The organism is Pseudomonas sp. TH31, from assembly GCF_016650815.1.
Classification (GTDB): Bacteria; Pseudomonadota; Gammaproteobacteria; order Pseudomonadales; family Pseudomonadaceae; genus Aquipseudomonas.
On the sequence record NZ_JAEKEZ010000001.1, the window covers coordinates 120,806 to 132,576 of the forward strand.

General features: G+C 55.7%; 8 protein-coding genes and 2 pseudogenes. 1 reads left to right on the plus strand and 9 read right to left on the minus strand.

Annotated elements, in window-relative coordinates:
* Positions 1-30: 30 nt before the first annotated feature.
* From JFV26_RS00600 to JFV26_RS00635, 9 genes and pseudogenes are all read right to left on the minus strand, one after another.
* Complete coding sequence (locus JFV26_RS00600; RefSeq protein WP_201188783.1) at positions 31-1,527, minus strand: cytosine permease; 1,497 nt, start codon at positions 1,525-1,527, stop codon at positions 31-33.
* 460 nt (positions 1,528-1,987) lie between these two features.
* Entirely contained in the window at positions 1,988-2,785 is a 798-nt protein-coding gene (locus JFV26_RS00605; protein WP_201188785.1) for an SDR family NAD(P)-dependent oxidoreductase, read from the minus strand.
* A 326-nt stretch (positions 2,786-3,111) separates the two neighbouring features.
* The gene (locus tag JFV26_RS00610; RefSeq protein ID WP_201188787.1) at positions 3,112-4,227 is read right to left on the minus strand and encodes an AraC family transcriptional regulator; all 1,116 of its coding nucleotides are present in this window, start codon (positions 4,225-4,227) and stop codon (positions 3,112-3,114) included.
* A gap of 577 nt (positions 4,228-4,804) precedes the next feature.
* A pseudogene (locus JFV26_RS34605) lies at positions 4,805-5,320 on the minus strand (methyl-accepting chemotaxis protein); the annotation flags it as partial.
* Positions 5,321-5,662: 342 nt separating this feature from the next.
* Positions 5,663-6,946, minus strand: a pseudogene (locus JFV26_RS34610) (PDC sensor domain-containing protein); the annotation flags it as partial.
* A gap of 49 nt (positions 6,947-6,995) precedes the next feature.
* The gene (locus JFV26_RS00620; protein ID WP_201188791.1) at positions 6,996-7,523 is read right to left on the minus strand and encodes an NAD(P)-binding domain-containing protein; all 528 of its coding nucleotides are present in this window, start codon (positions 7,521-7,523) and stop codon (positions 6,996-6,998) included.
* Positions 7,524-7,535: 12 nt separating this feature from the next.
* A complete protein-coding gene (locus JFV26_RS00625) occupies positions 7,536-8,486 on the minus strand; it encodes an NAD(P)-dependent oxidoreductase (protein ID WP_201188793.1) in 951 nt (316 codons plus the stop codon).
* A gap of 102 nt (positions 8,487-8,588) precedes the next feature.
* The gene (locus JFV26_RS00630; RefSeq protein WP_201188796.1) at positions 8,589-9,470 is read right to left on the minus strand and encodes a phytanoyl-CoA dioxygenase family protein; all 882 of its coding nucleotides are present in this window, start codon (positions 9,468-9,470) and stop codon (positions 8,589-8,591) included.
* Positions 9,471-9,565: 95 nt separating this feature from the next.
* Positions 9,566-10,546, minus strand: a complete 981-nt coding sequence (locus tag JFV26_RS00635) for an aminotransferase class IV (protein ID WP_201188798.1) — start codon at positions 10,544-10,546, stop codon at positions 9,566-9,568.
* Between the two features lie 147 nt (positions 10,547-10,693).
* On the opposite strand from JFV26_RS00635, the gene JFV26_RS00640 reads away from it, so the two are divergent.
* Positions 10,694-11,758 carry an NAD(P)-dependent oxidoreductase gene (locus tag JFV26_RS00640; RefSeq protein WP_201188800.1) on the plus strand — a complete coding sequence of 355 codons (1,065 nt, stop codon included), beginning with the start codon at positions 10,694-10,696 and terminating at the stop codon, positions 11,756-11,758.
* Positions 11,759-11,771: the final 13 nt, after the last annotated feature.

The following is an 11,771-nucleotide window of genomic DNA, read 5'->3' on the forward strand; positions in this document are numbered from 1 at the left end:
CCCATAAGGGGCGGTTGAAAGGAGGGGATTTTAAAGGCTGACTTTCAGGCTGCCTGGCGTTGCTTCTAATGCCGGGCGGCTAAACTCTTTACCCACAAAATTGTAGCCACCTTTTTTCAACGGTAGTGCAATAAGGCGCATGGCCAAGTAGTAAGTAATACCCGAGAGTACCAGGACTGGAATAGAAGCTCCGAAGTAGCGGAATCCGGGGCTCATTGCCGCAGTGACGGGGTCATAAAGTTTCAGATAACCGTATATTGCAATAAAGGTGACGGCGACAGCGACCCAGTTGATGCCGTTCCAGAAAGTGTATTGGCTGTTCTTCGTGGCAAAGAGGCTGGCAGGGTCCAGTTTCTCGTTGCGCAGGAAGAAATAATCAACAAGTGTTAAACCGGTGATGCCGACAAACATGACGCCATTGTAAGACAGCCAACTCATTACCGATGCCAGCAGCCATTCTGTTTTAAATGCAAAGTAAAGTCCTGGCGCTAATATAAGGGCCAGTAGCAGTCCCCAGTTGATTCGGGCAAATAGTTTTATCTGCTGAATCGACACGGCGGACAAATAAATCATAACGACCATGGTGGCGATGTTCGCTGATAGAACAATCGTCATGACGATTGAACCAAAGACTTTGCCACCCACTGCAATCATCCAGACCGTAGGGTCATAGGTCCCTGCACTGATGGCGGCCAACGCTGCAACGGTAGAGATGATCGCGGCACCCAGAATGCCGACCCCAATGACCGAAGGTCCGATCATGTGTTTTTTATGCTTGACCAGGCGGGTCAAGCCGCCCATTACCGGCCACCAGGTCAGGGCATTTGAAACACCAAACTCGATTGCCAGCGAAAACCCCTGGACAGGGTCCTTGGTCAACATTTGATCCGCAGCTACCTGGCTATGCCAAAGTGTCGACACGCCAAATTTGTTGATGAGGATGCCCATCATTACTACGGTAATCACCATATGCAGCGGCCCAATATAGCCATTGAGTCGCTCGAAAAGTTTCGGTCCCTTGAGGGCGATAGCCCATACCAGAACCAGCGCCGCCAACGCCACGCCGATGACGAGGTGTTCATGGGCGTTGCCGGTGATTTCTGAACCTGTCACCGTCGCCGCAATGTTGGCCGCGCCTCGGGCCGTCAAGGCTTCAACGACAAAGGTCCAGCCGACTAATGTCGCGAGCAGGCCAAACAATGGGATGATCGCGCCTCTATAGCCAAACGATGACTTGGCCGTGTCGATGACATCGGTTCCATATTTGTAACTGGGAACGCCAGAGGCCAATGTGACGACAGCCATCCCGATAATCAGCCCGACAACATAGCCCATGACGCCTAATCGCCAGTCTCCCACGTAGGGTAGATAGCCACCGATCAAAAAGGCCCAGGTAGCCGCGCTAAATGTGCAACAGGTCCAGAGGAATGAACCGTACGACTTATAAATCCGTTCACCGCTCAACACCGGCAGTCTGCCTGCCAGCGCTTCCTGTTCTATCGAATGAGATGATTCAATTGATTTCATTTATTTGTACTCAAGAAATGATCAACAATGTTGAAATCCAGAGAATCACACCCAGTGCAATCCAATAAACGGCTTCATTTATTGTTGATTTAGCAGACGACCAGCATTCGGAAGTGGAGTGTTCTCCATTGCACATTTCCTCCAGCTGTATCAGTAAGTCCTTATTCAAGCTCTCGCTTGTACTGATCATCCCTGAGCTCGGTTCTATATTAGCTTTGCTCATATCTATGCCCTCTGGATGCAGTCCGAAAACACGATCCGTTTTAGTCTTTTACTGTGAGTTGGGCAGGAATGGTTAGACATTGAAGTAGCCTTCTTATTGTTAGATTAGCTCAACGGGCAGCCTGCAGGACTCGGGACGCACGCAAACAAAATGCTTCGCTGAATTGAGGCTGCGCTGTGTTGAGACCGCTGCTTTTTCGAATTCGGCAATCATCGACTGCTCCCTTCGTTTACCTCATTACTGTGCTGTGTAAGCACCATCGACCGTCAGGAGCGACCCGGTTATCCACTGGGCGTCGTCGGAGGCCAGGAAGGTGACCGCTTTGGCCACGTCCTGGACGTTTCCGATTCGCGGCCAAGGCGTCAGACTTTCCAAAATGGCTTTGATCTTCGGATCGTCCAGCTCCTGACGAACCATGGCGGTTGCCAGAAACCCCGGGCAGATGGCGTTGACGTTGATCTTTTCGGCAGCGAAATCCACCGCCAGCTGACGGGTCAGATTATTCACCGCGCCTTTGGAGGCACAGTAAGAAGGCTCCTGGGCCAGCCCTACCAGCCCGCCGATCGACGAGACATTGACGATACGTCCGCGAGTACCGTCGGCACGCGGTGGTTGCTTGAGCATCTGAGTGATCGCGAATTTACAGCCCAGCCAAACGCCTTTCGTGTTGACGTTCATGGTCAGGTCGTAATCGGCTTCGGTCTCTTCGACGATGGTCTTCAACTCGATGCAGACACCGGCGTTGTTGATCATCACGTCGAGGCGACCAAAGTGTTCGACCGCCTGTTTCACGAGGTTCTCGACATCTGCGGCTTTCGAGACGTCGGCCTTCACGTATACAGCCTGGCCTCCTTGCTTGCGGATTAAGGCGTCGGTGTCGATGTCCAGGTCGGCTTCAAAACCTTCCGGGCGTGCCTTTTGAACCAGATCCGAACACACGATCCGGGCCCCCTCTGCCGCCAAGGCCAGTGCAATGGCCCGGCCGTTGCCGGAGCTCGAACCGGTGACGATGGCTACTTGATCGATAAAACGCATGGACTTGTCCTCATTACAGGGTTTCTGGGTGAGCAGGGTTGTTCGGTTCCGGGTGCTTTCGCCGGTTTAAAAAATGAAGCGCGTTGCAAGCAGCTTAAAGTGCGAGCGATGCGTCCAACAGGTGAATGGCGGCCATTTGAAATAGCGAAACTGGACACTTTTTCAGTACGCAGACCAGGCCTCTACGCCCACCTGTCAAGGCACTTGCTACTTGGAAATACCGGCACCCTGACGCTTGTTCGTGGAAGCGCTGGGTGCCGGGCTGACTCGCCCGGGTGTCGGATCGAGTCATGCAAGTTGAGTCGAGCCGAAGCTCAACCCGTTGATCAGAGACTGAAGGCGCTCACGCTGCTGGTGCTGCCGTAGTTTTTTCCATAGCTGAACCCCACTGGCTGTTCGTGTCCTCGATTGAGCACGCGGTATTCTCGAGGCGAGCGTCCGGTCCAGCGTTTGAAGGCATGCCTGAAGTTGGCTGCATCGCTGTAGTTCAAATGCTCGGAAATCGCCTCGGTGGTCATGGGCGTGTTCAGCAGGTAGCGGATAGCGAGTTTTTTACGTACTTCGACCAACAGTGCGTTGTAGGAAGTGCCGAGGACGTCCAGCCGGCGGCGCAATGTGCGCGGCGACAAATGTAGCCGGTCGGCGACGTCGGAAAGGGAGGGGATGCTGTTGCTCGAATTGAGTAGCAGGTTTTGTACCTGATAGCTCAAATCGTACTTCTGGATTATTTCCTTGTGCTGCGCCTGGCAGACCAGTTTGCAGCTGCTGTGGGTGATGCTGTTGGATTGGGGCAGTTTGCGCTCCAGCCATTCCTCGGCAAACACCAGGCGAGTCTCACTGCCGTTCAGCCGTACCGGGACACCAAGAATCCGGCCAATTTCTTCTGCTTCGCTGGCGTTTCCGGTAAGGCTCAAGTCGATGTATTCGGGATTGAAGTCCTTGCCCAGAATGTCGTGCAGCAGCGTGAGCAGCTTGGAGACTTCCAGGCACAGCCAGTACTTCCACTCCAGAGAGACGAGCCCATATTGATCGAACAGTTTTAGCTCGGCTTGCCCAGCATGGCGATGCAGGCTCAAGCCGAATTTAAGATTGATCAACACACCAAAGGTGCTGGCCGTTTCCAGAGCTTCCAGCAGTGTCGCACTGCTCAACATCGCAAAACCGACGATGCCATAGGAGGTCAGGTGCAAGCGCTGGCCCACCGTCAGGCTGAGCAGAGGGTTCTGTGCAGCTTGTACGAATGCGCTATGGATCAGTTCCTGTTGGTTCAGCGAGATTTTTGTTTGCGGGTTGTACAGGTCCTGGATCGAAAGCGACCCTGTCTTGACGCAGCTGCTGAGCGTGACCTCATCAAAACCGAGCAATCCCGCTGCGGCCAAAATTTCGGTCGTTGAAAATACCTTGTCGTCCAAGGTGACAGGGGTTGCTTCATTGATGCTCATCGTACGGCCCTCGCAGGTGTTGCCAAGCAGGAAAGACTGGGGTGATGTCCGAGGTGTTGTGCCTGGAGATCACTTCAGTTCATTCATGTGTAAAACGCGGTCAGGGCAGGCCGGGGGCGTGAGCAGGAGATTGGCGTCGATAGGCGGCGCGCAATGTTTGCTCGGTAAACGAAGAATCCATCATGGCCGGTGGTCATTTGTGAACGATGACCATTGGCCGTGCTGTGAGCTGTCATTCTCATCTTTTTATCTCCTGACCTAAGGCGCTGCGTACAGGCCCTGTTTTTTGTTGATCTATGTAGGTAGGAATCGCTGTTATCTGACCTGGATTTCATTAGTAGGTCGTGTGACCTATTAAATTCGGTCGATCGACCTAAGTCAAGCGTGTTTTCACAAATTGCTGCGCCCTGATGACGAGCGGAAGGGGGACTATCGAAAAGCCATGGCGCAGGCGTGTGCCAGAGCCATCAGGGCTCTGGTATGGCGCATCATGATTGCGGCCGATGGCGCGCAAGCATCAAGAGGAGGGGCCGCGCTGCCGACAGTCGAGCAGCGACAGCGGGGTGGATTGCCTATGTCAGGCGCGGAACTGCTGAACCTTTTCGCTGAGTGTCTGGGCCAATTGATCAAGTTCCGAATTGATCTGCGCGGATTCGTTGCCGCTCACGCTCAAGGCTTGGGTCAGATCTCGAATATTGTTCACGTTCAGATTAACTTCCTCGGCGACCGCGCTTTGCTCTTCAGTCGCGGTGGCGATTTGCAGGTTCATCTCGTTTATCTGGCCGATGGCATTGGTAATGTTTTGCAGCGACTCGACCACCTTACCCACCTCGTCGACGCTGACCTGTGTCAGCTCATGGCTGTCTTGCATCGCACCGACCACGGTATCGGTGTCCTGCAGCAACGACTCGATGACTTTCTGACTTTCAATGACAGAGTCTTGAGTGCGCTTGGCCAGCGTCCTGACTTCGTCGGCGACCACGGCGAAACCTCGACCTGCTTCACCTGCCCGGGCAGCCTCAATGGCGGCGTTCAGAGCCAGAAGGTTGGTCTGCTCGGCAATGCTTCTGATGACCTCGAGCACACTGCTGATCTGGCTGCTGCTGGTGGCGAGGTTTTTGACCTGAGCCATGGTTCCGGTCATCCCCAGTGCCAGCTTGTCGATGGCCTGCGTTGCATGCTCGATAATGTGCCTGGCTTGTAACGCTGCCTTGTCGGTGTCTTGCGCCGCCTGGGCGGCGCAAGAGGTGCTGCGTGCGACCTCTTGGGCCGTGGCGGCCATTTCGGTAGAGGCGGTGGCCACCTGATCGACTTCGCCAGCCTGTTGCTGAAGGCGTTCACGTGACTGACTGGCGACGACGGAGGCCTGAGCGGCCGCTTCTCGGGTTTGCTGGGCGGCGTCCTGTATGTCGCGGACGATGGGCTGTAGTTTGTCCAGAAAACGGTTGAGCCAGCCGGTGAGTTCGCCCAGCTCATTTTTTTGCGCGTAGGTAATGCGTTTGGTCAGATCACCGTCACCGACTGCGATCTCTCGAATCATGTCCGTAATGGATTTGAGCGGGCGGAACACTTTATGCGTGCTCAACGCAATGAGGGCCAAGCCTATGATCGCCAGCAGGGCACCGAGACCCACAACCCTGACCGTCGAATCATAGCGTTGGGTATCGAGTTGCGTGCCCAGAGTGTTGGCCGGTGCCATCAACACGTCCCATGGCACGTCTATCTTCACTGACCAAGGGGCCGCTCCAGGTAAGGGTTCGAAGGACGACAGCAGTTGAAAGGTGTCGCCATTCTGTTGGCTACGGGTCGTTCCCGTCGTTTCTGCGGCATTAATTTGTTGCTGGCTGCCAAGTCCGACTGCGTCGGACATTTTTCCGCTGGCTTGCTCATTCGAGCTATTGGCGGCGACCACGCCAGTGTTGCTGAGAACGCTAACAGTTGCTTTGCCTGCATAGAGCGATGCGGCCAATTCCTGGCTCTGTTTCTGCAAATCGGTGATGTTGATGTCGATAGCAACAACGCCTATGAAACGGGCATTTTCAATCACGGGCACCGCCAAAGAAATCAACCGGACAGGGTTGCCGTCTAGTACGTCGGCGTAGGGCGAGGTGAGACAGGGGGCCAATGTCTGTTTCACGCAGACATACCAATAGTTGTACGGAACTCCGCTGGCATCCGGGGTTGTTCTGTTGAACATTTCCTCTTCGAAGACGCTCATCTCTGGGTGTCCAGGGCGGGTTTGTGACCAGTAACTGGAATAGCGGCCTGTGGCATTGCCACCCAGCTCGGAATTGCCCTGGAAATCGGCATCACCCGCTGCGAGGGCATTGGGCTCGAACGCAACGAAAATACCGAGTAGCTCGGGATGGGCTGCTAATGTGAGCCTGGTTTGCTGCAGGAGATTGCGGCGAGTATCGCTTTCGTTCGAAAGCCCTTCGGTAATCTGCCCACGCATATACAGAAACTGCCTGGACAGGTCGTTAGCCAGCAACAACGCATCATCGAACTTTTTCTTCACCTGCAGACGCTGAACTTCGCCACTGCTCGTCAGCTGTCGGCGCGCGGCCTCTTCGAGTGTTGCACTGCTGCGTTCGCGTATGAGGCGGTCTGCTTTGTTCGCTTCGTAGAGGTTGGTGCCGATCACCGCGCCCAGTGTCAGTGTCGAACACAGCCCGGTCAGGGCCACGATTTTGAGTTTGATCGAGAGAGTACGTGGCATGTCGACGCAGCCTGATAGCGAGAGGAGAGAGGGGCGAGTCAAACGCCGGTCATGGTTCCAGAATGGCGCCGCAATCGGTGCCCAAATAGGTCAACGAACTGCTGAGTTTCTGGCACAGCGGTTTCAGGCGTTCGAAAGCCCGGCGTGGTCCGGAGCAACGGAGTTGCCAGGCGCTGTGGCTTGAGTCTGGCGCGGGGCTGTCGAGGCGGATTTCCAGGTAGTCGATATGCTCGCTACGAGCCCATTCGCCCATGGAGCGTGCCGATGCGGCGGGGCGCGTGTGCGAAGTGTTGAAACTGATCAACGCTTTGCCGTGCAGGCCAAAGGTGGTTTCAGGACTGCATAGCCTTGCATTCATCAGGAGCTGATCCGGAAAACAGGCAATGACCACATCGCTGGCTTCGATGGCCTGCTCCAGGTTGCGCAGCAGTTTGACGCCATCGCAGGGCGCCACCAGATTGCACCGCAACGGATCGAGCCCTGCCACCTGGAAACCCTGGCCCGCCAGGATGCGTGCGATGTTGCTGCCCACAGTGTCCAGGCCGATGATTGCGATTCTGTCAGGGGGTGTGGTCATGTCAGTTCTCCGTCAGTCGAAGAGGGCTATATCAGGGGTGCATGGCGCGGAACAGCGAAGCGATGTCTTGCTCGCCCATGCCTTTTTCTGCGCCATGTTGCAGTAGGTAAGGAACGCATCGGTGGCCGCGTATGGGGCGTTGGCACTGCGCAAGGCATCGCGGACGATTTCCTGGCCGGCGACATGGACATCGACAGACGCCTGGTCACCGCCGTAGTTATCGTCCTTGATGCGGTCGCTGGCTGTTTTGATCCCGTCTGCCAGCATCTCGATCATGATCGGCGAAAGTTGCTCGAACGCCTGTGGCGTCACGCCGGCGCTGCTTGCCAGAACGGCACCTTCGAGCCAGGCGGCGAGGGCGCCGAAATAGAACGCATACAACGCAAGGTAGGTCGGGGTGCAGGTGGTTGGGTCAGGCCCGAGGTATTTCGGGTTGCCAGCCAGCACGCGCAGCGTGCTTTCGTGCAGGGTGTAGGCGGCGTGATTTCCGGAGTACAGGATGGCTGTGTTGAGCCCTCCAATATCCTTCGGATAACACATGATTCCGCCGTCCAGATAAATGCCGTTGTGCCGTTCAACGAAACTGCAGATGCGTTTCACATCGGCCACGGTGCCGGTACTGAGGTTGACGATGGTGCGTCCCTGTAGGTCCAGGGAATCGTGTAAGTCATGCAAAACAGCTTCAGCGGCCAACTTGTCGATCATGCAAATAATGATCAACTGACTGCCCGTGACTGCGTTTGCAATATCGACGGCAACCGTAGCGCCGGCACTTGCGAGCGCAACACAGCGCTCCGGGCTGCGGTTCCACACGGTCACCGGATAACCGTTCTGTAGCAACGTCTTTGCAAGCGTACTGCCCATTGCCCCCATGCCGAGAATGCTGACGCTGTTGTCGACCGAGTTAGTCAAAGACATGGCAAGCCTCACAAAAAAAGCCAAAAACAGGCGATCGAACAGCAAACATGTGCCGGGAAAAGGCCGTTACTTGAAAGCACTGAAGCCAGGCTCGAAAAAACCGTGGACAGTCTTGCCGAGCACTATCCACGGTTTGCGCGACGAGGCTTATTTCGGAGGATTCAGGCCGATGTAATCGGCGATCTCTTCGTAATTGACCTGCCACAGACCAGGCAGGCCATACAGGTCGGCGGTGAAGGAACGGAATCCCAGTATTTGCTGCACGCGCGGTGTCAGTGTCCGGACCAGGTCCATGTTGACGACAAATGGATAGGCCTCTTCTGGTACGAGCCAACCCAGGTTGAAGGTGAAGGCCACGCCGCGGCGGTACTGATCGGCGGTGACGTTGGCGCCGCCGCCATGGGCGATCTTTCCGGTAAAGAACAATGCATCGCCGGGCTCCAGGATCGCCGGTACGGTCTGATCATGGGTGCCCCGGTCGTTGTAGTCGGGCCAGTTCTGACTCCCCGGGATGATCCGGGTGGCACCGTTCTCTTCGGTAAACGGCGTGAGTGCAATCAGGAAGTTACAGATCACGTCCGGGGCCTTGACGCCCATTTCCTTGAACGCCATGTAGTTCTCGAAATCGCGGTGTAGCGGTTGAGGCTTGTTACCTGGCCCAATCTCGATGACTTGAGCGGTGCCCATCCAGTAAGTGTCACACCATGGGCTGAGGATCGCGTGGGCCAGCTGATGGACTTTGTCGTGATCGATGATTTCTTCACGGAAGGTCTTGCTGTGAGTCACCAGGTTGGTCAAACGTTTGGTTTGAGCACCGTGGAAATCCTGGGCCCCTTCATTGGTCTTGGAGGACCCGGCTGGAATCTTGTCCATTTCCGGTTGGATCTCGGCGTTGAATCGAGCGACTTGCTCTGCGTTCAACAAGCCCTTGATGATGACACCCGCGTCCTCGGCGAGGATCTTCAGAACCTCTTCCTTGGGGGTATCAATCGTGATTTCCTTGAAGACGTTTTTGCTTGTGCTAGCCATGGTCAAAACCTTTCGTCAGGCTGAATAGGGTGGGTGGATTGAAGGGGGGCAGAAGCGGCTTTGCGCAGAGGAAAGCCCCAGGCTCAACGCGACCCTCAAGTGGGGTGGCTGTAATCGACTGGGGTGCCCAGCCAGCCATCCCAGCGTTTGGTCCAATAAAGGTTGTGCAGTGTTGTTGTCAGTTCGCCAGGGCCTGCTTTACCCCCGAGCACTTTGCCGTCGACGGAGTTGACGGGCATGACTCCTCCAGCGGTGGAGGTCAAGAAGGCTTCGTCGGCGTTGCGCAGTTGCTCGACGTGAACTTTTTCGACATGAATTGGCATACCGATTTGTGCTGCCAGTTCAAGGGCGGTTTTTCGGGTAATACCTTCCAGGCAGCCGGCGTCGGGAGTGAACAGTTCCCCGTCCTTGATCAGGAAGATGTTTGAGCCGGGAGCTTCAGTCAGGTTGTCCTTGGCATCACACAGCACCGACCAGTCGGACTTGTTCCGCCCGGCCTCGAACAGCGAAAGCTTGAGGTCCATCCAGTGGAAATTCTTGGCGGTCGGGTCCACGGACTCGGGTGGGATACGAAGGTATTTTTGGCTGACCATCAGATCGATACCGCGAGTACGCTGTTCGTCCGGGCAGATAAATACATACGGCACTACGAAGGCGTAGAAGCGGTTTTCGTAGTTGTCCGGATTTTTGCGCCGAGCGCTGTCCTGCGGTTTGCCACGGGTGACCGCCCACCAGACGTAAGCTTCTTTGGTACCCGCCTGCTTCACCAGCGTGGTGAGGATGTCGATGGTCTGAGCCTTGGTGTAAGGGTTGCGCAAGTAGAACTTGGCACAGCCCCTTTCGAAGCGTTCCAGGTGATCTTCCAGACGAAACAGCCAGCCCTTGCTGACGCTGACTACGTCATAGACGGCGTCAGCCTGTGTGAAACCCAGGTCGGATAAGGGAACGGTGGCGTGATCAAGATCGGCGTAGATGCCGTTGGTGAAGGCCGACCCATGAGCGTACTTCGGATCGAAGGCGGCACGGGCGTGAGCCGGGTCATTCAGCATGATGTGTTGTGCTTGGATGATGCTCATTTTTGATATCTATCCACCGTTGAAGATGGGCTTTGCCGCCGCGTCCGCCGCTCGGTCATCTAGCCCGTGAGCTCATAGTAGAGGCGTCCCGACATCCTCCAACAGGTGAGCGGGGGCCAAAATTCAAATGCTCGACGGCCACAACTTTTGACACTCGACTTTGGTCGTTTCAACCCCTTTGAACAGTGGGGTGGTGTTGATTCGCTCACGGATATCACGATCAGCCAAGGACTCTTTGTTGGCCATAAATCACCTTTTTCAATCATGCGAGCCTGCCTAGAGTTAGCCCGGCATCACGCTCTGTGTCGCCGAGTTGTTTATTCGTCAGAAGGGTTTGATATGGAAAAGTCCGACGTTACGTTCATTGGGTTGGGGCAAATGGGCGCCGCCCTGGTTTCGCCATTTCTTCAGGCGGGGTTGACTGCCACGGTGTGGAACAGATCGCCCGACAAAAGCGCGGCCCTGGTGAAATCGGGTGCTCGTATGGCGACCAGCTTCGAGCACGCCATTGCCGCCTCAGAGCTGATCATTGTCTGTTTGGCCGATTACGAAACCAGTAACGCGTTGTTCCATGTCGAGGCGATAAAGCCGCTACTCAAAGACAGAACGGTGGTGCAGTTCACCACGGGGAACGAAAGCGAAGCGCGTCTCGGCGCGCAGTGGGCCGAGCAATTCGGTGTGCGCTATCTGGACGGGGCAATCATGGATTACCCGACCCAGGTGGGTAAGCCTGAGTGCATGTTGCTGGTATCGGGTGAGCGCGACGTCTGGGGCAACTGGGAGTCAAAACTCAAGCTGCTGGGAGGGCGTATGACCTATGTCGGCGAGAAGCCCGAGGCCGCCAATCTGCTCGACGGTGGGCTGTTGACCATTATGTACGGCAGCGCCTTCGGCCTGATGCAGAGTGCGGCGATGCTGGCTGCTGAGGGCGTCGATATCAAGACGCTGAAAGGCGCGCTGGATGTCTTCAAACCTGTCATTGAAGCCACTTGGCAACGGACGGTCGATCTGGTCGATAAACAAGACTACTCCGGTAATGAAGCGTCCGTTCATGTGCATGCGCTAGGTGTGCGCTCTTTGCTCAAGCGCGCGAAACATGCGGGGGTGGAACATCGTCTGCTCGAGTTGTTTGCCGGCTACGTGGATGAGGCTGCTGCCAAAGGCTATGAGAAGGATGAATTACCGGCGGTGTACGAAGTGTTTCGACGCTGAAAGGCGTTTGGCG

Bases quoted from the DNA above. Each gene is read 5' to 3' on its own strand.
- JFV26_RS00605 (WP_201188785.1), bottom strand. From the start codon at position 2,785: ATGCGTTTTATCGATCAAGTAGCCATCGTCACCGGTTCGAGCTCCGGC.
- JFV26_RS00600 (WP_201188783.1), bottom strand. From the start codon at position 1,527: ATGAAATCAATTGAATCATCTCATTCGATAGAACAGGAAGCGCTGGCA.
- JFV26_RS00620 (WP_201188791.1), bottom strand. From the start codon at position 7,523: ATGACCACACCCCCTGACAGAATCGCAATCATCGGCCTGGACACTGTG.
- JFV26_RS00630 (WP_201188796.1), bottom strand. From the start codon at position 9,470: ATGGCTAGCACAAGCAAAAACGTCTTCAAGGAAATCACGATTGATACC.
- JFV26_RS00610 (WP_201188787.1), bottom strand. From the start codon at position 4,227: ATGAGCATCAATGAAGCAACCCCTGTCACCTTGGACGACAAGGTATTT.
- JFV26_RS00635 (WP_201188798.1), bottom strand. From the start codon at position 10,546: ATGAGCATCATCCAAGCACAACACATCATGCTGAATGACCCGGCTCAC.